Raw genomic sequence first — 20,891 nt, 5'->3', positions numbered from 1 at the left:
CAGCGCCTGCTTCGTCCGCATGTGGACGGGTTCGTCGGGACGGTGCGGAGGCGCGGATGGCGGAGGCAATCGCCCTGGTCGGGTGCAGGGGGCCGGGCCAGGAGGCGGAGTATCTGCGGATCCTGTCCGCGGCCATGCCGGAGGAGCGGCTGATCCCGTTCCGGACGATGGATGATGCGGCTCGGGCGGCGGCGCGGGTCGCCGTCGTGGCCAATCCCGATCCGGCCGAGGTGGCGGCGCTCCCGGGACTCGTCTGGGTGCAGAGCCTCTGGGCCGGGGTCGAGAAGCTCGTCGGCGCCTTCGACCGGCCGCTGCCGATCGTCCGCCTGGTCGACCGGGAAATGGCTCGCACCATGGCCGAGGCCGTGCTGGCCTGGACCTATTATCTCCAGCGCGACATGCCGGCCTATGCCCGCCAGCAGCGGGATCGGGTCTGGCGCCCGCACGCCTACCGCAAGCCGTCCGACACCACGGTGGGACTGCTCGGCCTCGGGGCGCTCGGCACCGCGGCGGCGGAGCGGCTCACCGGCGCGGGCTTCCGTGTCGTCGGCTGGAGCCGCGGCCCGAAGGCCGTGCCGGGCCTCGAGACGTTTCACGGCACCGACAGCCTCCCGGCGATGCTCGGCCGGTGCGACATCCTCGTCTGCCTCGTGCCGCTGACGCCGGAGACGCGGGGCCTGGTGGATGCCCGACGCCTCGCGGCCCTGAAGCCGGGCGCCGCGCTGATCAATTTCGCCCGCGGGCCGATCGTCGTCACCGAGGATCTGATCGCCGCCCTGGAAACCGGCCACCTCGCGCATGCGGTGCTCGACGTCTTCGGGGTGGAGCCCCTGCCGGCGGACTCCCCGCTGTGGTCACATCCCGGGGTGACGGTGCTGCCGCACATCTCGGGGCCCACCGACATGGACTCGGCCGCGGCCACGGTGGCGGAGAACCTGCGGGCCTATCGCCGGACCGGTCAGGTGCCGGACGGGGTCGACGCGACACGGGGTTATTAGGCCGCGCGTCGCGGCCGCTTCGTCCCGTCGTCCCGGGACCGCGCAGCGGTGCCCGGGATCCTGACACGCCGAGGCGCCAGGATCCTGCTCCGGCGGCGGCTCCGGATCGCCCGCCTCCGGCGTGCCTCTCCCGGTCCGAGCCCGCCTGCGGCGCCCGGAATGACGGCGCAGGTGGACGGGCGCGCCGCGTGACCTTTGCCCTTCGGATGCGTGGGGACGACGCGTGGCCTCACAGCGTCGGGAATGTCGCCGCGAGGTGGTCGATCAGCACCCGCACGGCCGGCGGCAGCCCGCGCCGGGTCGTGAAGACGAGATGCACGATCCCAGGCTGCCCCTGCCACTCCGGATAGACGGCAACAAGCCGGCCCGCCGCGATGGCGTCGGTGCAGGCATGGTCGGGCAGGAACGCGACCCCGAGGCCGGCGGCCGCCGCGTCGCAGAGCGCGGCGAAGTCGCCGCAGGTCAGGCGCGACTCGTGACGCAGGGTGAAAACCCGGCCATCCGCCCGCTCCAGCCGCCAATCCGCCTCGCCCGGATCGTCGCGGGTCCCGAGGGTCGGGGCCGCGCCGAGGCTGGCGATATCGGGGCCCAGGCCGCGCGCGACTTCCGGTGCGGCCACCAGGATCCAGCGCGAGAGCCCGAGCGAGCGCATGGTCAGCGACGCGTCGCTGGTCAGATCCCGCCGGACCCGCAGGGCCACATCGATCCGCTCCTCGATCAGGTCGACGGGCCGGTCGGTCGCCACCAGCTGCAGCCTGACCTTCGGATGCCGGGAGAGGAACACGCGCACGATCGCGCCGACGATATCGATGAGGCCGGTCGGGCAGCTCATGCGGATCCGCCCGTGCGGCTCGGTCTGCGCCTCCGCGACCAGCGCCTCGGCCCGTTCGGCCTCCAGCATCATCGCCCTGCAGCGCTCGTAGAAGCCCTGGCCGACCTCGGTCACGCGGAAGCGCCGGCTCGACCGCTCGATCAGGCGGACGCCCAGGCGCGTCTCCAGGGCCGCGACCCGGCGGCTGAGCTTCGATTTGGGCTGGTGCAGCGCCCGGGCCGCCGCGGCGAAGCCGCCATGCGCCACCACCTCGGCGAAGTAGACGTAGTCGTTCAGGTCGGCGCGGCTCATCGTTCCTCCAGCAGAACGCTGAGTGCCATATCTGCCGACTACCGGCATCTTCGTTCCGTCGGCATCTCTCCAACCAGCGGTGCACACGAAGCCGAACGATGGAGAACGACGATGGCCGGCAGGTTTCAGGACAAGGTTGTGGTTGTGACGGGCGGGACCAGCGGCATCGGGCTCGCCGCCGCCCAGGCCTTCGTGGACGAGGGGGCCGCGGTGTTCATCACCGGCCGCCGCCAGGAGGCCCTCGACGCCGCGGTGAAGCAGATCGGCGGCCGGATCACCGGCGTACGCGGCGACATGGCGAACCTCGCCGACATCGACCGCCTCTATGATGCCGTCCAGCAGAAGCACGCGCAGATCGACGTAGTCTTCGCCAATGCCGGCGGCGGCACCTTCGCGCCGCTGGGGGCGATCACCGAGGAGCACTACCAGAGCATCTTCGACACCAACGTGAAGGGCGTGCTCTTCACCGTCCAGAAGGCGCTGCCGCTGCTGCGGGACGGCGCGGCGATCGTGCTCACCGGATCGACAACGGGCAGCGCGGGCACGCCGGCCTTCAGCGTCTACTCGGCCACCAAGGCGGCGGTGCGCAACTTCGCCCGGAACTGGATCCTCGATCTCAAGGACCGGCGCATCCGGGTGAATACGATCAGCCCCGGCGTCACCGAGACTGCGGGCCTCGACGCGCTGTTCGGCGGCGGCGATCAGGCGGCGGCCACCAAGGATTACCTCGCCGGCCAGATCCCGGCCGGGCGCGTCGGCCGGCCCGAGGAGATCGCCCAGGCGGTGCTGTTCCTCGCCTCCGACGCGGCGAGCTTCGTCAACGGTGTCGAGCTCTTCGCCGATGGCGGGCAGGTCCAGATCTGAGGATCCGGCGCCGGCCGGGACGCGACACCCCGTCCCGGCCGTCGGGATGAACCCTGGCTTTATCCGGGGGTTGATGGCCCGGCCGTCCGGATCCGCATCTCCGCGGGCGGGGGCCTGGAAGGACGCTCGGATTTCATGGGTCGGCCGCGCCGCATCTTGATCACCGTCGGACTCGTGACCGTCGCGGCGGGTGTCACGCTGAGCGTGGGCCGCTTCAGCTACGCGCCGATGCCCGACCGGGCGGACCTGCTCAACCCGGACCGCTACCCGATCCAGACCGCCTTCGACGTGCTGGGACGGCGCATCTCGCGTGCGGAAGCGGACCGGCTCAACGGGACCGAGGCCGGACGGAAGGACCTCGCGCCGGGGAACGGCGCGGTCGCCATCGATCCTGCCATGGTCGAGCGCGGGCGGCAGGCCTTCTACCAGGAGACGTTCGGGAACGAGGTCTTCCTCACCGACGTCATGGGCATGCTCGACGGCGGACTCACACCAACCGCGGTCGCCCTGGCGGTGGCGAAGCTCGGCGGTCAGGGAACCACAAACCTCCAGGTCGCCATGGCCAAGGACGTGCGCATCGGCGACCGCCTCTACCGGGCCGGCGAGCTGGTCCCGACCGGGCTCGACGTGCCGAGGGGCGGGGCCTTCATCATCGGGATCAAGACCTTCTCCGACCGCGGCCACCTGCGCATGGGCATCACCTGCGCCCTGTGCCACGCGGCGGTCGATCCCGGCACCGGCAAGGTCGTGGAGGGCGCGCCCAATACCGACCTCAATGCCGGGCTGCTGATGGCGCTCGCGAAGAACTCGTCGGCCTACTTCATGCACGCCAGCGTGCCGGAGGCCGATGCCCGGCCTTCCGCCGACCCGCAGCATACCGGCGCGACCGGGACGGGGCCGGCGCTGCCGGACGCCGCTTCCGTCGAGGCGGCCACGAAGGTGCAGGTGGCGAGCTGGCCGCCGGGCAGCTTCGACTCCTCCGCCGACCGGGTCACCAACCCGACCTCGATCCCGTCGAGCTTCTCCGCCCACGGCGAGCCCTACAGCTGGAGCGGCCGCGAGGCGATCGGGCCCTTCGCGGGCCTGTCCTCGCTGAACAACAACGTCCACGCGGCCAATTCCGACACGACCCAGCTCGCCGCCGCCGCGCCCTGGCTGTTCGGCATGGATCCCGAGACGTATCTCGGCATCGTGCTGCGCGGCGCGGCCACGGAGGCGTTCCGCTTCAAGCCGGAGGGTGGCCGGAGCCCGTCCGAGGTGCTGCGCAGCGTCGATCCGACCCCGGCCTCGCCGGGCCTGAACAGCTACGCGGTGCTGCCGACCTATCCGGCGACCAACTACGTCACCGACAACGGCCTGTTCACCTCGGTGCCCGGGGAGCCGGTCAACCACGCCAACAACGCCATGTCGGCGTTCCAAAACCTGCTGCACCCGCCCGCCGCCGGACAGGATCCCGAAACGGTGCGCGCCGGCCGCGCGGTGTTCGAGAAGGCCGGCTGCGGGACCTGCCATGCCGGGCCGGCGCTCACCAACCACCGGATCGTTCCGGAGGCCGAGATCGGCACCGAGCCGACCCGGGCCCGGGCGGGCGCCAAGATGGAGGCGCGCCTGTCGCCGCCGACGATGTTCGCCACCGACACGCCGTTCCCGGTCCCGGCCGATCCGGTGATCGTCCCGGTGCCGCTCGCAGGCGACGCGCTGGCGCAGGTGCAGCTCGCCTGGGGGCAGGGGGGCACGGAGGGGGGCTACAAGGTGCCGAACCTCGTGGGCCTCGCCTGGACGGCGCCGTACCTGCACGATTCCGGCGTGGCGGTCGGGCCCGATGCCGAGGGTCAGATCGGTGTCCCGGGCACGCTCTACAGGGGCGTCGCCCCCGATCCCGCCAACAGCCTGCGCGCCCTGGTGGACCGGGATCTCCGGGCCAAGGTGATCGCCGCCAACGCCGCCTCGGATACGGCGCGGATCGCCCGCGTCACCGGCAAGGGGCACGCCTTCTGGGCGGATGCCGGTTCGGGCGTCTCGCCCGAGGAGCAGCGGGCGCTGATCGCCTATCTGCTGTCGGTCGATCGTCTGACCGAGCCGGCCGCGACGCCCTGATCCGGGCGGTGCCACCGGTGGTCCGGGTCACTGCATCGGGGAGCCCTCGCCGCCCCGCCGCATGGCCGGGCGCAGCGCCTCCCGCGCGGTTCAGATGACCGCCTCGATCAGGCCCCGCCGCTTGGCCTCCTCGGCCTCGAGGTACCAGTTCGACGGTGCCTTCTCGAGCACCTCGTCGAGGGTCACGTCCGAGCCCTGGATCAGGTTCGAAAACCCCTCGTTCTGGATCGCGATCGAGCACTGGATCTCATTGAGCGTCGCCGTCACGGAGGCGATGCAGGTGGTGAGCGGCCCCTCGATCTGGAGCTGCTTGTTCATCTTGCGCTCGTGGATCATCAGCCGCGTGCCGCAGGTCAGGTATCGGTTCGGCCGGGCGAAGAAGCTCATGAAGGTGGTGCCGGCCGAGTAGATCGCCGCCTTGCCGAGGAAGACGAACCGCCGATCCGGGTCCATGGCGCTGTTGAAGCGGATGTCCTCGCCCATCATCCGGGCCACCTCCGGATCGCCGCCGAGCGTCGTCAGCTCGACGACGACGATCTCGCGGTCGGCCGCCGCCCCGAGCTGGCGGCGGAAGTCGCGGTACATGTCGTAGTCCACCGCGCCCGACAGCAGGACGGCGGGGGCCCGGAACGCGGTGGGGCCGAGGGGCGTCGTGTCCATGGTTCTCCTGATCGAATGACCGGCATTCAGCGTGCCGGGTCGGGGGGACCCTCGCCCTTGCCCACGAAGGGGATGCCCGCGATCGGGCATTCCTCCGTGCCGACGCTCTGACGGGTAATGGCCCGCACCGCGTCGCGGGTTCCGTCGGGATCCTCGATCCAGCGCCGGTAGAAGTCGTAGGGGCATTCCGACATCCCGTGCCGGTTCTCCTTCGAGTTGATCATGCCCGTGTAGCCGCGGTGCAGGAGCTTGAAGAGGTGGTTCTCCGACTGGCCGTGGGCGCGGAAATCCCGGATCAGGAACTTCGACAGGGCCGCGTACTGGATGCCCATCTCCTCCTCGCCGCACTCGCCGAGCGTGCGGCCGTCGAAGCCGATGATCGCCGAGTGGCCGAAATAGGTGTAGACGCCGTCGAACCCGGCGGCATTGGCCACCGCCACGTAGGTGTTGTTGGCGAAGGCCATCGCCTTCGAGATGACGACCTGCTGCTCTTTCGCCGGGTACATGTAGCCCTGGCAGCGGATGATCAGCTCGGCGCCCCGCATGGCGCAGTCGCGCCAGATCTCCGGGTAGTTGCCGTCGTCGCAGATGATCAGGCTGATCTTCAGCCCCTTCGGCCCGTCCGACACGTAGGTGCGGTCGCCCGGATACCAGCCCTCGATCGGCGTCCAGGGCATGATCTTGCGGTACTTCTGGACGATCTCGCCCTGGTCGTTCATCAGGATCAGGGTGTTGTAGGGCGCCTTGTTGGGGTGCTCCTCGTGGCGCTCGCCGGTGAGCGAGAACACGCCCCAGACCTTGGCCTCCCGGCAGGCGGCGGCGAACACCTCGGTCTCGGCGCCCGGGACCGTGGAGGCGGTCTCGTACATCTCGGCGGCGTCGTACATGATGCCGTGGGTCGAGTATTCGGGGAAGATCACGAGGTCGAGGCCGGGCAGGCCGCTCTTCATGCCGACGATCATCTTGCCGATCGCCTTGGCGTTCTCCAGCACCTCCGCGCGGGTGTGCAGGCGCGGCATCTTGTAGTTCACGACGGCGACGCCGACGCTGTCCTGGCTGGACGAGATGTCTCCGTGCATCATGGCGTGATGTCCTCCTGAGGATTGTTGCGCCGAGGCGCGCCGTGACCCTCCCCCCTCTGCGGGGGAGGGTACCCTGCGCAGCAGGGGGGAGAGGGGCAGCGCGACGCGGCAGGATCGCGCGTCGGTCGCGACACATCCGGATGCGGCGCTCCTCTCTCCCGACCCTCGCTGACGCGAGGGCCACCCCCCCCCCCCCGCAGAGGGGGGAGGGCTATGCGCGTTCGACTTAGTGGCTGATCATCCAGGGCCGCGCCTTCGGGAAGCTCTTGGCGGCGGCCGGGGCCGCGGTCGCCTTCTTGGGGGTGCAGCAGCCGCAGCCGGCCCCGTGGCTCCCCGAGCGACGGGGCGCGTGGCGGCTGCGCTCGTTGGTGGCGTGGGCGGCCCGCAGCCCCGCATCCATGCCGGCGATGCGCGGCGCGGTCAGGAAGGCGCGCTGGCTCGAGCTGCCGCAGTCCGGGCAGGCATGCGGATCGCGGAACTCGGCCATCGGCCGCATTACCGTGAAGGGCCCGCAGGCCTCGCAGGCGTAATCATAGACGGGCATGGCGACGCTTTCAGAAAGGCTGCCGGATCAGACCGCTGTCGGGCGAAACGCGGGTTCCCTCTCCCGTGCGGGAGAGGGACAGGGTGAGGGATGCGACCTCTCCGGAAAGACCGGGTCCCTCACCCCAACCCTCTCCCGCACGGGAGAGGGGGCAGGTCGCGTCCGATGAAAGCGGGCGCGACACGCAGCAGACGGCCTGATCACAGATCCGGCGAGAGCGGCATCTGGATCGAGCCGTCGAGGAACTGGGTCGGTCCGTCGGCGCCCGGGTTGATGTCGAACTCGAAGATCTTGGTCGGTATCCAGAGCGTCGCGCACGCGTTCGGGATGTCGACCACGCCCGAGATGTGCCCCTGGACCGGCGCCGTGCCGAGGATCGAGTAGGCCTGGGCGCCCGAATAGCCGAACTTCTTGAGGTACTCGATCGCGTTCAGGCAGGCCTGCCGGTAGGCGATGTGGACGTCGAGGTAATGCTGGCCGCCGCTCTCGTCGACCGAGATGCCCTCGAAGATCAGGTGATCGTCGTATTTCGGCGTGATCGGCGACGGCTTGAAGATCGGGTTCTTGATCCCGTACTTCGCCATGCCGTCCTTGATCAGCTCGACCTTGAGATGGACCCAGCCGGCCATCTCGATGGCGCCGCAGAAGGTGATCTCGCCGTCGCCCTGGCTGAAGTGCAGGTCGCCCATCGAGAGGCCGGCGCCGGGGACGTAGACCGGGAAGTAGATCTTCGAGCCGCGCGACAGGTCCTTGATGTCGCAATTGCCGCCGTGCTCGCGGGGCGGGACCGTGCGGGCGCCCGTGGCGGCAGCCTTGTCCTTCGCGTCGCCCTTCAGGCGGCCCATATGGGCCGTCGGCCCGAAGGGGAGGGTAGCCAGCGCCGGCACGCGCTCCGGATCGGTGTCGTAGAGCGCCTTCTCGCGGGTGTTCCAGGTCTCCAGCATCTTCGGATCGGGCAGGCAGCCGATCAGGCCGGGATGGATCAGGCCCGGGAAGCGCACGCCCGGCACGTGGCGGGACTTGGTGAACATGCCCTCGAAGTCCCAGATCGACTTCTGGGCCTGCGGGAAGTGCTCGGTGAGGAAGCCGCCGCCGTTCTTCTTCGAGAAGAAGCCGTTGAAGCCCCACTGGCTCTCGGGCTTTGCGCCGATGTCGAGGAGATCGACCACCAGGAGGTCGCCGGGCTCGGCGCCCTCGACGCCGATCGGACCCGAGAGGAAGTGGACGATCGACAGGTCGATGTCGCGCACGTCGTCGGCGGAATCGTTGTTCTTGATGAAGCCGCCGGTCCAGTCGTAGGTCTCGACGATGAAGTCGGCGCCCGGCTTCACATAGGCGACCATCGGGATGTCCGGGTGCCAGCGGTTGTGCACCATGTCGTTGTCGTAGGCCGATTGCGTGAGATCGACCTTGATCAGCGTCTCGGGCATGTTCTGTCTCCAGCTCCCTAGAACCTTGGGGCGGACCCCATCCGCGCGCCGGTGCGCGAATCTCACCCGCTCGCGAGCAGCTCGTTCAGCGCGTCGTCGAGGACCTTGATGTCGTCCGGGCTGGTGCCGGGCCCGCCCGCGAAATGGCCCCACCACGTGTCGATCACGCGCAGCTCCGCGTTCGGCATGGCAGCCGCCTCGATGGCGTTGTCCTCGGGCGGGAAATACAGATCCGTGGAGGCGGGCATCAGGATCGCCTTGGCGCGGATGGCGCCGAGCGCGGCCTTGAAGTCGCCCTTGAAGGTGTCGTTGGCGCTGATGTCGCCGTGCTGCCACGTCCACAGCATGGCGAGCAGGTTGTTGGCGTCGCGTTCGTAGAAGAGGCCTTCCCAGAACCCGATCAGGAAGTCCTCCAGCGAGGCGTAGCCCATGTGGGTGATGTCGGCCTCGAGCCGGTAGAAGGTCTGCGACAGGCCCCAGCCGGCATAGACCCGGCCGAAGGCGCGCAGCCCCCGCGTCGGCGGGCTCGTGTACCAGCCCTCCGCCCAGGCGGCGTCGGCCTGGAGCGCCGCCTTGGCGCCCTCCAGGAAGACGTAGTTGTGCCGCGAGCACTTGGCCGAGCCCTGAAACGGCAGGATCTTCGGCACCATGTCGGGGTACATCGACGCCCAGTGGTAGGTCTGGAGCGCGCCCATCGACCAGCCGGTGACCAGAACCAACTTCTCGATGCCGAAATGCTCGGTGACGAGGCGGTGCTGGGCGCGGACGTTGTCGTAGGCGGTGACGTTGGGGAAGCGCGGCCCGTTCCAGGGCGCGGGCGTGTTGCTCGGCGAGGACGAGAGCCCGTTGCCGAACATGTTCGGGATGATGATGAAGTACTTGTCCGGGTCGAGCGCCTTGCCGGGGCCGATCAGCCATTCGTTCTCGGTGTGCTGGCCCGAGTACCAGGTCGGGTAGACGATGGCGTTGTCCTTGGCGTGGCTCAGGGTCCCGAAGGTCTTGTAGGCGAGCTTGGCCGCGCGCAGCGTCTTGCCGCACTGAAGGACGAAGTCGCCGAGTTCAAAGATCTCGTAATCGGCCATTCCGCGCTCCTCAGACCGACAGGAACCGGGCGACGGCGGCCTCGTCGATGCCGTCGCGCGGGGCCTCGTGGACGATGGCGCCGTTCTCCAGCACGATCACCCGGTCGGCCACGTCCAGGGCGAAGCTCAGGACCTGCTCGGACACGACGATGGACAGGCCGCGCGCGTCGCGGATCGTCTTCAGGGTCCGGCCCATCTCCCGGATGATCGAGGGCTGGATGCCCTCGGTGGGCTCGTCCAGAAGCAGGACCTTCGGGCGGCTCGCGAGCGCCCGGGCGATGGCGAGCTGCTGCTGCTGCCCGCCCGACAGGTTGCCGCCGCGCCTTCCCTTCATCTCCAGGAGCACCGGGAACATGTCGTAGAGGTCCTGCGGCACCTTGCGGGTGCCGGTGACCGTGAGCCCGGTCTCGATGTTCTCCTGGACCGTCATGGTCGAGAAGATCATCCGGCCCTGCGGCACGTAGGCGAGGCCCTTGGCGACCCGGGCATGGCTCTTGAGGGCACCGACATCCGCCCCCTCGACCCGGATCGACCCGGCCTTGACGGGAACGAGCCCCATCAGGGTCTTCATCAGGGTGGTCTTGCCCATGCCGTTGCGGCCCATCACGGCGACGATCTCGCCCGGCGCCACCGAGAAGGTGAGCCCGTGCAGGACCTCGCTCTGGCCGTAGGCGGCGTGCAGGTCCTCGACGGCGAGCGCCGGCGTGGCGGATGGGATCGTGGCGAGCGGGGGCGCCTGGACGGGGGCCGAGTGCGCGGTCTGGAGCGACGCCATCGTCAATGTCCCAAATACACTTCGATGACCTTCGGGTCGTTCTTGACCCGGTCCATCGACCCTTCGGAGAGCACCTTGCCCTGGTGCAGGACGGTCACCCGGTGGGCGATGTCCTCGACGAACTTCATGTCGTGCTCGATCACCAGCACCGAGCGGCCCTTGATGATCTGGTTGAGCAGCTCGGCGGTCTTGATCCGCTCGCCGACGCTCATCCCGGCCACCGGCTCGTCGAGCATCAGCAGCTCCGGGTCCTGGATCAGCAGCATGCCGATCTCCAGCCACTGCTTCTGGCCGTGGCTCAGGAATTCGGCCCGCTCCTTGAGCTGGTCCTTCAGGAAGATCGTCTCGGCGATGGCGTGGATGCGGTCGCGGACCTCCGCGTCCCGCTTGAACGTGAGGGCGCCGAACACCGAGCGGCCGCGGGGGAACGAAATCTCCAGGTTCTCGAACACCGTCAGGTCGTCGTAGATCGACGGCGTCTGGAACTTGCGGCCGACGCCGGCCTGCACGATCGCGCTCTCGGAGAGCTTGGTGAGTTCCTGGCCCTTGTACTTGATCGAGCCGGCGCTGGCCTTGGTGCGCCCGCAGATAAGGTCGAGCACCGTGGTCTTGCCGGCCCCGTTCGGGCCGATGATCACCCGGATCTCGTCGGGATCGACGTAGAACGACACGTCGTTCACCGCCTTGAACCCGTCGAACGAGACGGTGAGCGCCTCGACGGCGAGGAGGTAGTCGGGCGGGGCCGCCTCGGCGCCGACCACGGGGGAGGGGAGGATCGCGGCGTTCATGGCGTGCTCACTCGGCCGGGGCGCCGTGGGGCGGGACGATGGCGGGTTCGGGCGCCTGCAGGCTCTTGGCGCGGCGGGTGAGGCGCGGCTCGATATGCTCGCGCCAGATCCCCGCGAGGCCGTTCGGGAAGGCCAGCACCACCGCGATGAACAGGGCGCCGAGGCCGAACAGCCAGAGGTCCGGGAAGCTCTCGGAGAAGCTGGTCTTGGCCCAGTTGACCAGCAGCGTGCCCCAGACCGCGCCGAACAGGGACAGGCGTCCGCCGACCGCGGCGTAGATCACCATCTCGATCGACGGGACGATGCCCACGAAGGAGGGCGACATGAACCCGACCTGCAGGGTGAACATCGCCCCGCCGATCGCCGCCAGCCCGGCGGCGAAGCAGAAGGCGAAGACCTTGAACCCCGCCACCGAGTAGCCGGAGAAGCGGACCCGGTCCTCCTTGTCGCGCATGGCGACGAGGATGCGGCCGAGTTTCGACTTCTTCACGTATTGCGCCGCCAGGATGCAGGCGATCAGCAGGCCGCCATTGACGAAGTACAGGATGAATTTCGCCGAGTCGGTGCGGATGTCCCAGCCGTGGAGGGTGCGCAGATCGGTGATGCCGTTGATGCCGCCGGTATAGCCCTGCTGGCCGACGATCAGGATCGTCAGGATCGCCGCGATGGCCTGGGTGATGATGGCGAAATAGGTGCCGCCGACCCGGCGCTTGAACATCGCGAAGGAGATCAGCATCGCGAACAGGACCGGCACGGCGACCGCCAGCACGATGGTGAGCGGCAGGCTCTTGAACGGCTGCCAGAACCAGGGGAGCGCCGTGATCTGGTTCCAGTCCATGAAGTCCGGAATGCCGGGCGTGGACTGGATCTTGGTGTTCTCGATGCTCGAAGCCTCCAGCTTCAAGTACATCGCCATGCCGTAGCCGCCGAGGCCGAAGAACACGCCCTGGCCGAGCGACAGGATCCCCGCATAGCCCCAGCAGATCACCAGCCCGAGGGCGACGAACGCGTAGGTGAGGTACTTGCCGACGAGGTTGAGGCGGAAGCCGTCGAGCATCAGCGGCAGGACGACCAGGATCACCCCGGCCAGGAGGAAGAGGCTCAGCCACTCCACCGGCTTCATGAACGGGTTGTCGTTGACGGTGACGGATTTGGTGAGGGTCTGGACCGGGTTCGTCATCGGGAAAACATCCTCAGCGCCGGACCTTGAGGGTGAAGAGGCCCTGGGGCCTCAGCATCAGGATGCCGACCACCGCGAGCAGGGTGATCACCTTGGCCATCGAGCCGGAGAGGAAGAACTCCAGGGTCGACTGCGTCTGGGAGATCGAGAAGGCCGACGCGATGGTGCCCAAGAGGCTCGCGGCGCCGCCGAACACGACGATCAGGAAGGTATCGACGATGTAGAGCTGGCCCGAGGTCGGCCCGGTGGAGCCGATCATCGTGAAGGCCGAGCCGGCGATCCCCGCGATGCCGCAGCCGAGGCCGAACGTGTAGCGGTCGACCTTCTCGGTATCGATGCCCACGGCGCCCGCCATGGCGCGGTTCGACATCACGGCGCGGACCTGCTGGCCGAAGCGCGAGCGGAAGATCAGCAGCGCGACGCAGACGGTGATCAGGATGGTCACGGCCATGACGAACAGGCCGTTGATCGGGATCTCGATCGTGTCGGTGACCTGCACCGAGCCGATCAGCCAGGACGGCAGCTCGACGCCGACCTCGCGGGCACCGAAGATCGACCGGTAGGCCTGCTGGAGGATCAGCGACAGGCCCCAGGTGGCGAGGAGCGTGTCGAGGGGACGCTTGTAGAGGAACCGGATCAGGCCCCATTCCACCAGCATGCCCAGTGCCCCGGAGGCGAGGAACGCCAAGCCCATGGCGATGAAGAAGTAGATCGGGAACAGCGCCGGCAGATAGGACTGGCAGAAGGTCGAGCAGAGATAGGTGACGTAGGCGCCGAGGATCATGAACTCCCCGTGCGCCATGTTGATCACGCCCATCTGGCCGAAGATGATCGCGAGCCCCAGCGCCATCAGCAGGTAGACGGAGAACAGGATCAGGCCGGCGAAGCCCTGCATGGCGAAGATCGCGCCGAGGTCGCCGAGGGAATAGTCGCCGAGCATGTCTTGGTCTTCCGCTGCAGATCGGGGCGGAGGGCGAGCGTCCTCCGAGCGGATTGTTCGGTGCCGGTTCTGAAGTCCGCGACGGACTCCCTCTCCCGTTCGGGAGAGGGTTGGGGTGAGGGATGTGCCTTCTCCGGAAGGACCTCGTCCCTCACCCTGTCCCTCTCCCGCACGAGAGAGGGGACCCGCGTTCCATCCGGTGAGCGGCGGCGCGGACTGTGTGCGGGCCTGGGGCTATTGGTAGCCCTTCGGGAACGGATCCGGCTTGATCAGCTCGGGGCTGGTGTAGACGATCTCGAACTGGCCATCAGTCTTGGCCTTGCCGACCCGCGTCTTCGACCAGAGGTGATGGTTCTCGTCGATCTTGACGTAGCCTTCCGGCGCGCCCTTGAACTCGATGCCCGGCGAGGCCGCCACCACCTTGTCGACGTCGAAGGAGCCGGCCTTCTCGCAGGCCATCTTCCACAGGAAGGGCCCGAGATAGGCCGCCTGCGTCACGTCGCCGATGACGGTCTTCTCGCCCCACATCTTCTTGAAGGCGGCGACGAACGCCTTGTTGTTCTCGTTGTCGATCGACTGGAAGTACTTCATGCAGGCATAGGCCCCGGCGATGTTCTCGCCGCCGATGCCGTCGATCTCGTCCTCGGTGACCGAGATCGTCATCAGCACCTGCTTCGACAGGTCGATGCCCGCCGCCTTGAGCTGCTTGTAGAACGCCACGTTCGAGCCGCCGACCACGTCGGCGAAGATCACCTTCGGCTTGGTGAGCTTGATCTTGTTGATGACCGAATTGAACTGCGTGTGGCCGAGGGGGAAGTACTCCTCGCCGACGACCTTGCCCTTGAGCACGTTCTCGACGTGCTTGCGGGCGATCTTGTTCGACGTGCGCGGCCAGATGTAGTCCGAGCCGATGAAGTAGAAGCTGTCGCCGCCCTTCTCCTTGTGCACCCAGTCGAGGCCGGCGAGGATCTGCTGCGTGGCCTCCTGGCCGGTGTAGAAGACGTTCTTGGACTGCTCCAGGCCCTCGTAGAAGGTCGGGTAGTACAGGAGCCCGTTATACTGCTCGAAGACCGGCAGCACCGCCTTGCGCGAGGCCGAGGTCCAGCAGCCCATCACGGCGGCGCAATGGTCGTTGACGAGGAGCTTCTTGGCCTTCTCGGCGAAGGTCGGCCAGTCGGAGGCGCCGTCCTCCTGGATGATCTTGATCTTGCGGCCGAGCACGCCGCCGGCATCGTTGATCTGCTGGATCGCGAGTTTTTCCGCTTCCTGGGCGCCGGTCTCGGAGATCGCCATCGTGCCGGTGATCGAGTGCAGGATGCCGACCGTCACCTCGGTGTCGGTCACCGCGAGGCCGGTGGTGTTCACCGCCGCGGTCGGCGGCGCCGCCCAGGCCTTCCGCGGCATCAGCGCCAGCGCCGGGGCGCCGGCCAGTCCCATGAGCAGCCTGCGCCGCAGCGGGGAGCGCAAGCCGTGATCGGCGCCGGTCTCGGTGTCGTCTGCCATGTGCCTGACCCTGTTCGCGTCCGGGGCCTTGAGAGGCGGCCGCGGATCGACGAGCGCAGGCTAGGTCCTGGGTTGCGGTGCGGCCTATACGCGATTTTGCGTATGGCCGTACTCTTGCATGCGGTGCACCATCGCCGCGGAATACTTTGAGGTTGGGGTGACGGGGAGCGCGAAGAGCGTGAGCACCGTTCGGGTGCTCGATGTTTCGCGCGCGCCCGCGCCCGTCGGCGCCGCATGCGCCGCGCCGGCCATGGGCGGCGGCCGGGTCGTCCGGTCTCCGGCGCCATGAGCGGGCCGCAGCGCATCATCCCGATCCGCCGGGACTACAACCGCTTCGTCGCCGACGAGACCCTGGAGGATTACGCCCTCCGCTTCACCGCCAAGAAGGCGCGGCGCTGGTCCAGTCTCGAAGTGGCGCAGACCGCGCTCGGGTCGATCTCGTTCCTGGCGCTCGAGGCGATCGGCGGGACGCTGGCGCTGACGGCCGGGCTCCCCAACACGGTGGCGGCCGTCCTGGTCGTCGGCCTGATCATCTTCGCCACGGCGGCACCGATCACGGTCTACGCCGCCCGTCACGGCGTCGACATGGATCTCCTCACCCGCGGCGCCGGGTTCGGCTATCTCGGCTCGACCGTCACGTCGCTGATCTACGCGAGCTTCACGTTCCTGTTCTTCGCCATCGAGGCGGCGATCATGGCGCTGGCGCTGCAGCTCTGCTTCGGGCTGCCGCTGGGCGTCGGCTACCTGCTCTGCGCCGGGGCGGTGATCCCGCTCGTCGTCTACGGGATCCGTCTGATCAGCCGGTTCCAGATCTGGACGCAGCCGATCTGGATCGGGCTGAGCCTGCTCCCGCTGATCTTCGTGGCGTCACAGGGCGCGGGGCCGCTGCGCGCGCTCACCGTCTTCCCGGGCCTCGACGGCGGCGGCGCCGGCTTCGATCTCGCCCGATTCGGGCTCGCCACGGGCGTCCTGCTGGCGCTGCTGGCGCAGGTCGGCGAGCAGGTCGACTTCCTCCGCTTCGTGCCGGAGCCGGCAGGTCCGCGCGACCGCCGCTGGTGGCTGGCGGTCCTGGCGGGCGGCGCGGGCTGGATCCTGCCCGGCATGCTGAAGATCCTGCTCGGCGCCGCCCTCGCGGTCCTGGCCCTGGGGCACGGCGTCCCGCCCGAGCACGCCGCCGAGCCGACCCGGATGTACGCGGTGGCCTTCGGCTACCTGACGGGGGAGGGCAGCCGGGCAGCGCTGCTGCTCACCGGGCTGTTCGTCATCGTTTCGCAGCTCAAGATCAACCTCACCAACGCCTATGCCGGCTCGATCGCGTGGTCGAACTTCTTCTCCCGGCTGACCCACAGCCATCCGGGACGGGTGGTCTGGCTCGTGTTCAACGTCGCCATCGCGGTGCTCCTGATGGAGCTCGGCATCGACAAGACCATCGAGAGCACGCTGCCGCTCTACGGAGCCGTGGTCTCGGCCTGGGTCGGGGCGCTCGCCGCGGACCTCGCGGTGAACAAGCCGCTGGGCCTCTCGCCTCCGGGGATCGAGTTCAAGCGCGCCCATCTCTACGCCGTGAACCCGGTGGGGACCGGCGCCATGGCGCTGGCGCTGACGGCCGGCGGCGCGGCCTATCTCGGCTGGCTCGGCTCGATCCTGCAGCCCTTCGCGCCGCTGCTCACCCTCGCCGTCGCCTTCGGCGCCGCGCCGGCGATCGCCTGGGCGACGGGGGGGCGCTGGTATCTCGCCCGGACGCCCAAGCAGGATTGGGGCACCGCCGAGGTCACCTGCCGGGTCTGCGAGTTGCCCTTCGAGGGCGAGGACATGGCCCATTGCCCGGCCTACGACGCGCCGATCTGCTCGCTCTGCTGCTCGCTCGACGCCCGCTGCGGCGACCTGTGCAAGCCGCACGGAAGGCTGGAGGTGCAGGCGCAAGCCGTGGCCGCCCGGATCCTGCCGGGCCGGACCGCAGCCTGGATCGGCGCGCCGCTCGGCCGCTACCTCGCGGTGATGCTGACGCTCTGCGCGGTGATCGGCCTGATCCTCGGCATCGTGCATGCGGGCGCGACGATTGCCCACCCGGAGAATCGCGAGTTCCTGCGCACGGCGCTGACCAGCGTGTTCTTCACCCTGGTGGTGATCCTCGGCGTGGTGGCGTGGCTGTTCGTGCTCGCCCAGGAGAGCCGGCGCGTCGCCCAGGCCGAGACGATGCGCCAGACCGCGCTCTACCAGGCGGAGATCGCCGCCCATAAGATCACCGACGCCAAGCTGCAGGAGGCCAAGGAGCGGGCCGAGGCCGCCAACCAGGCCAAGAGCCGCTACGTGGTCGGGATCAGCCACGAGCTGCGCACGCCGCTCTCCACGGTGCTCGGCTACGCGCAGCTCCTGGAATCGGATCCGGCGATCCCGGCGCATCGCCTCAACGGTCTCCGGGTGATCCGCCGCAGTGCCCAGCACCTGTCCGGGCTGATCGACGGCCTCCTCGACATCTCGCGCATGGAGGCCGGACGCCTTCAGATTCACCGCGACGAGGTGCGCCTCGCCGATTTTCTCGACCAGCTGGTCGACATGGTCCGGCTCCAGGCGCGCGAGGCGGGGCTGGAGTTCCGCTTTTCGCGGCCGGAGATCCTGCCGGCCGTGGTCGCCACCGACGAGAAGCGGCTGCGCCAAGTGCTGCTCAACCTTTTGTCGAACGCCATCAAGTTCACGGAAACCGGCACCGTCTCGCTGGACCTGAGCTACCGGAGCCAGATCGCGATCTTCACGATCCGCGACACCGGTCCCGGCATCCCGGAGGCGGATCTCGCGCGGATCTTCGAGCCGTTCGAGCGCGGCTCGACGCCGGCCGCCCGCAGCACGCCGGGGACCGGGCTCGGGCTCACCATCGCCAACCTGCTGGCCCAATTGCTGGGCGGCGAGATTACCGTGACGGCGGCGCCGGGCGGCGGCACGCAGGCGCGTCTGCGGCTGATGCTGGCCTCCGTGGCCCAGCCGGCACCGATTGTCCCGCCCGCGCCGGCGGCGGCCCCGGAGCGGGTCTATGCGGGCGCGCGACGCACCGTCCTGGTCGCCGACGACGACAGCGCCCACCGCGCGCTGATGCGGGCGATCCTGGAGCCGCAGGGCATCTCCGTCCTGGAGGCCGGCTCGGGGCCGGAGTGCCTGGCCATCGTCGCGCGGGGCGGGGTCGACCTGATCCTGCTCGACATCGCGATGCCCGGGATGACCGGCTGGGCGGCGGCCGCGGCCCTGCGGCAGGCCGGACATACCGGCCCCATCGCCATGATGTCCGCCAATGTCCACGAGATCAGCCCGGTTCGCGGCGACGACGCGCCCCACGACGCCATCTTCGCCAAGCCCTTCGACCTGCGCGACGTGATGGAGCGGATCGGCAAGCTCCTGCACCTCGAATGGACCGAGAGCCCCGCGCCGACGCAGCCCGAGCCTGTTCCGGCCTTCGCGGACGGGCCGGGGCCCGGGCCCGAGCATATCGGCGAGCTCCTGCGCCTCGGCCGGATCGGGCATATCCGGGCCATCGAGGCCAAGCTGATCCAGATGGAGGAGGACGCGACCGTGCCGCCCGCTTTCGTCGCCCGGATGCGCGGGCTGGTCGAAGGGTACGACCTGCGCCGCTACCTCTCGGTCCTGCAGGAGCTCGCCCGTCATGGCTGAGGCGCCGAAGCTCCAGCCGAACCGGGACATCGTCCTGGTGATCGATGATTCGCCCGACACGCTGAGCTTCCTCACCGAGGCGATCGAGCGCTCCGGGGCCACCGTGCTGGTCGCGGTCGGCGGCGACCTCGCCCTGGCCCTCGTGGATGAGATCACGCCCGACGTGATCCTGCTCGACGCGGTGATGCCGGGGCTCGACGGCTTCGAGACCTGCCGGCGGCTCAAGGCCAAGCCGCATCTCGCCGGCGTGCCGGTGATCTTCATGACCGGCTTGAGCGAGACCGAGCACATCGTGAAGGGCCTCTCCGCCGGCGGCATCGACTACGTCACGAAGCCCATCGCGCCGGACGAGATCCTGGCCCGGATCCGCGTGCACCTCGCGAGCGCCCGCGCCGCGCAGAGCGCCCGGGCTGCCCTCGACACGGCCGGGCGGACCCTGTTCGCCGTCTCGGAGGACGGGCATGTGCTGTGGTCGACGCCTCAGGCCGGCCGGCTGCTGGCCGGGCTCGGCGCCGATCGCTCCGGCGCCGTCGAACTGCCCGCCAAGGCGCGCGACTGGCTGCGCGGATGCCTCGCCGGTGCCGCGCAGCCCCTGACGCTGACCGATCGCGACGGCCTCGCCTACGCCCTGAGCTTCATCGGCCGCACGCCGGACGAGATCCTGCTCCGCCTGTCGCGGGACGCGCTCTCGGCGGGGGTCGAGCGGCTCCGGGCGCGCCTCCCGGTCACCGGCCGCGAGGCGGAGGTTCTGCTCTGGCTGTCCCGCGGCAAGTCGAGCCGCGACATCGGCGAGATCCTCGGGCTCAGCCACCGGACCGTGACCAAGCACCTCGAGGGCATCTACGCCAAGCTCGGCGTGGAGAACCGCACGGCGGCCTCGATCATCGCCGCACGCCATCTGGAGGGGTGAGCCGAAGGCCGCATCCCGCTCTTGTCCACAGGCTGCGCGGCCCGGCGAAACGCCTTGGTAAGCCCCGTTCCCTCACGGTCCCGGCTCAGCCTGACAAGCCGAGTCCGGATGCGATGATGACCAGCCAGCAGCTCGCCGACGAACTGAAGCGGATCGCCACCACGCAGGTCAGCGACATCACCCGCGCGGTGAAGGAAGGCCAGAAGTCGATCGCGCTCAACGAGGTGCGGGACATGGCGCGGCGCCTCGTCCTGCTCGCGGACGCCTTCGATCCGAAATCCGCGGCTGAGAAGTCCGAACCCGTCGCCGAAGCCGTCGACGACGCCCAGGCCGCCTGACACCCGTTGCCGGCGGTGTCCCCGCCGGTCCCCTCCCAGGAGCGCTTCATGGTCCGCGCCCACTTCACCATCCGCCTCGGCAACGCTTCGCTCCCGGCCTCGGCGGCCCAGTGGGTCGAGGATGTCGAGGCCGCCCGGTCCACCGCGCGCACGATCGTGCAGGGGCTGATGCGCCAGCACGGCGGCGACCCGCGGCTGATGGAGGCGGCGATGGTGATCACCGACGACGACGGCGCCACGCTCCTGGAGATGTCCTTCTTCGACGCGCTGTACCTGCCGGTCGAGCCGGTCGCGGATGCCGACCGTCGCCGGCCGCGTGCGCCGCGCAAGGCCGCGCCGCTGGGTCTGACGGCCGCCCTCGGCCCCGTCCGGCGTCTCGCGGGCGCGCTGGGCATGCGCGCGCCTTCCCTGTCGGGCCGCTGAGACCGGCTCAGCCGAAGAGGTCGCTGACCACGAAGCCGCGCGGTGCGAGGCGCTCGGCCAGCACGCGCCGATGGCAGCCGGCCGGATCGCGCTCGAAGCACAGCAGGCAGATCGGGGCCCCCTCGGCCAGCGCGGCGAGCTCGTCGAGGGCCGCGAGGCCTGCGGCCGTGTCCAGCACCTCCTCGCAGTAGATCCGGCGCATCAGCGCCGCGTCCCCGGCCCGGGCCGCCTGCCGGCCGGATTTCGGTGTCCCAAGGCTGCGCAGATGCGCGTAGCCCAGGCCCGCCTCGCGCAGGGATGTGCCCAGCGCACCCTTCGAGAAGCCGCGCTTGCGTGAGTTCGCCACCGCCCGGACATCCGCCAGCGTTGCGACCCCCGCCGAGCGCAGGACCCCGACGAGGCGCTCCGAATCGAGGCCTTCGTAGCCTATGGTAAAGAGTTGCTTACTCACGGCGCCGTGTCCGGACTCGCGTTGCGGGACCGCGACTTAGCCG

Annotated in this window: 19 protein-coding genes; 7 read left to right on the top strand and 12 right to left on the bottom strand. The window is 69.4% G+C overall.

Going from position 1 to position 20,891, the window contains the following annotated elements; all coding sequences use genetic code 11:
- Window positions 1-56: 56 nt before the first annotated feature.
- Window positions 57-998 (top strand): 2-hydroxyacid dehydrogenase, encoded by a 942-nt coding sequence (locus A3862_RS03235; protein ID WP_111473198.1) that lies wholly within the window; start codon window positions 57-59, stop codon window positions 996-998.
- A gap of 229 nt (window positions 999-1,227) precedes the next feature.
- On the opposite strand, the gene A3862_RS03230 is transcribed toward A3862_RS03235, so the two are convergent.
- Window positions 1,228-2,121: a LysR substrate-binding domain-containing protein gene (locus A3862_RS03230; RefSeq protein ID WP_111473197.1), complete on the bottom strand. Its 894-nt coding sequence runs from the start codon at window positions 2,119-2,121 to the stop codon at window positions 1,228-1,230.
- A gap of 111 nt (window positions 2,122-2,232) precedes the next feature.
- On the opposite strand from A3862_RS03230, the gene A3862_RS03225 reads away from it, so the two are divergent.
- Both A3862_RS03225 and A3862_RS03220 read left to right on the top strand, forming a co-directional pair.
- Complete coding sequence (locus A3862_RS03225) at window positions 2,233-2,985, top strand: SDR family NAD(P)-dependent oxidoreductase (protein ID WP_043349326.1); 753 nt, start codon at window positions 2,233-2,235, stop codon at window positions 2,983-2,985.
- Window positions 2,986-3,120: 135 nt separating this feature from the next.
- Window positions 3,121-5,082, top strand: a complete 1,962-nt coding sequence (locus A3862_RS03220) for a cytochrome C oxidase Cbb3 (RefSeq protein ID WP_111473196.1) — start codon at window positions 3,121-3,123, stop codon at window positions 5,080-5,082.
- A 90-nt stretch (window positions 5,083-5,172) separates the two neighbouring features.
- Here A3862_RS03220 and A3862_RS03215 read toward each other — a convergent pair whose 3' ends face one another.
- From A3862_RS03215 to urtA, 10 genes are all read right to left on the bottom strand, one after another.
- Window positions 5,173-5,742, bottom strand: coding sequence for a ClpP family protease (locus A3862_RS03215; RefSeq protein ID WP_043349319.1), 570 nt, complete (start codon window positions 5,740-5,742; stop codon window positions 5,173-5,175).
- 26 nt (window positions 5,743-5,768) lie between these two features.
- Entirely contained in the window at window positions 5,769-6,824 is a 1,056-nt protein-coding gene (locus A3862_RS03210; RefSeq protein WP_075381391.1) for an aliphatic amidase, read from the bottom strand.
- Window positions 6,825-7,050: 226 nt separating this feature from the next.
- Window positions 7,051-7,368, bottom strand: coding sequence for an FmdB family zinc ribbon protein (locus tag A3862_RS03205; protein WP_043353431.1), 318 nt, complete (start codon window positions 7,366-7,368; stop codon window positions 7,051-7,053).
- A gap of 200 nt (window positions 7,369-7,568) precedes the next feature.
- Window positions 7,569-8,798 (bottom strand): formamidase, encoded by a 1,230-nt coding sequence (gene fmdA / locus A3862_RS03200; RefSeq protein WP_043353434.1) that lies wholly within the window; start codon window positions 8,796-8,798, stop codon window positions 7,569-7,571.
- A gap of 62 nt (window positions 8,799-8,860) precedes the next feature.
- The gene (locus tag A3862_RS03195; protein ID WP_043353435.1) at window positions 8,861-9,880 is read right to left on the bottom strand and encodes an alpha/beta fold hydrolase; all 1,020 of its coding nucleotides are present in this window, start codon (window positions 9,878-9,880) and stop codon (window positions 8,861-8,863) included.
- 10 nt (window positions 9,881-9,890) lie between these two features.
- On the bottom strand, window positions 9,891-10,655 hold the full coding sequence (gene urtE / locus A3862_RS03190) for an urea ABC transporter ATP-binding subunit UrtE (protein ID WP_164706332.1): 765 nt from the start codon (window positions 10,653-10,655) through the stop codon (window positions 9,891-9,893).
- 2 nt (window positions 10,656-10,657) lie between these two features.
- Complete coding sequence (gene urtD, locus A3862_RS03185) at window positions 10,658-11,443, bottom strand: urea ABC transporter ATP-binding protein UrtD (RefSeq protein ID WP_043353438.1); 786 nt, start codon at window positions 11,441-11,443, stop codon at window positions 10,658-10,660.
- A 7-nt stretch (window positions 11,444-11,450) separates the two neighbouring features.
- Window positions 11,451-12,623 (bottom strand): urea ABC transporter permease subunit UrtC, encoded by a 1,173-nt coding sequence (urtC, locus tag A3862_RS03180; RefSeq protein WP_043353440.1) that lies wholly within the window; start codon window positions 12,621-12,623, stop codon window positions 11,451-11,453.
- Between the two features lie 13 nt (window positions 12,624-12,636).
- Entirely contained in the window at window positions 12,637-13,563 is a 927-nt protein-coding gene (gene urtB, locus A3862_RS03175) for an urea ABC transporter permease subunit UrtB (protein WP_111473195.1), read from the bottom strand.
- A gap of 234 nt (window positions 13,564-13,797) precedes the next feature.
- Window positions 13,798-15,066, bottom strand: a complete 1,269-nt coding sequence (gene urtA, locus A3862_RS03170) for an urea ABC transporter substrate-binding protein (RefSeq protein ID WP_043760424.1) — start codon at window positions 15,064-15,066, stop codon at window positions 13,798-13,800.
- Between the two features lie 285 nt (window positions 15,067-15,351).
- Between urtA and A3862_RS03165 the strand changes: the two genes are divergently transcribed.
- The 4 genes from A3862_RS03165 (at window position 15,352) to A3862_RS03150 (ending at window position 20,397) form a co-directional block, all read left to right on the top strand.
- Window positions 15,352-18,726, top strand: coding sequence for a hybrid sensor histidine kinase/response regulator (locus A3862_RS03165; protein ID WP_111474295.1), 3,375 nt, complete (start codon window positions 15,352-15,354; stop codon window positions 18,724-18,726).
- Window positions 18,719-19,636, top strand: a complete 918-nt coding sequence (locus A3862_RS03160) for a response regulator transcription factor (RefSeq protein WP_043381778.1) — start codon at window positions 18,719-18,721, stop codon at window positions 19,634-19,636. Before A3862_RS03165 ends, A3862_RS03160 begins: the two co-directional genes overlap by 8 nt.
- A gap of 113 nt (window positions 19,637-19,749) precedes the next feature.
- The gene (locus A3862_RS03155; protein WP_075381396.1) at window positions 19,750-19,974 is read left to right on the top strand and encodes a hypothetical protein; all 225 of its coding nucleotides are present in this window, start codon (window positions 19,750-19,752) and stop codon (window positions 19,972-19,974) included.
- A 48-nt stretch (window positions 19,975-20,022) separates the two neighbouring features.
- Complete coding sequence (locus A3862_RS03150) at window positions 20,023-20,397, top strand: DUF6894 family protein (RefSeq protein WP_043381776.1); 375 nt, start codon at window positions 20,023-20,025, stop codon at window positions 20,395-20,397.
- Window positions 20,398-20,404: 7 nt separating this feature from the next.
- Here A3862_RS03150 and A3862_RS03145 read toward each other — a convergent pair whose 3' ends face one another.
- Entirely contained in the window at window positions 20,405-20,848 is a 444-nt protein-coding gene (locus A3862_RS03145; protein ID WP_043354156.1) for a DUF488 domain-containing protein, read from the bottom strand.
- Window positions 20,849-20,891: the final 43 nt, after the last annotated feature.

Origin of the sequence: Methylobacterium sp. XJLW (genome assembly GCF_003254375.1) — a bacterium.
GTDB classification, from domain to species: domain Bacteria; phylum Pseudomonadota; class Alphaproteobacteria; order Rhizobiales; family Beijerinckiaceae; genus Methylobacterium; species Methylobacterium fujisawaense.
The sequence above is the reverse complement of the archived record's forward strand: the minus strand, read 5'-3'. Positions and strand labels throughout refer to the sequence as shown.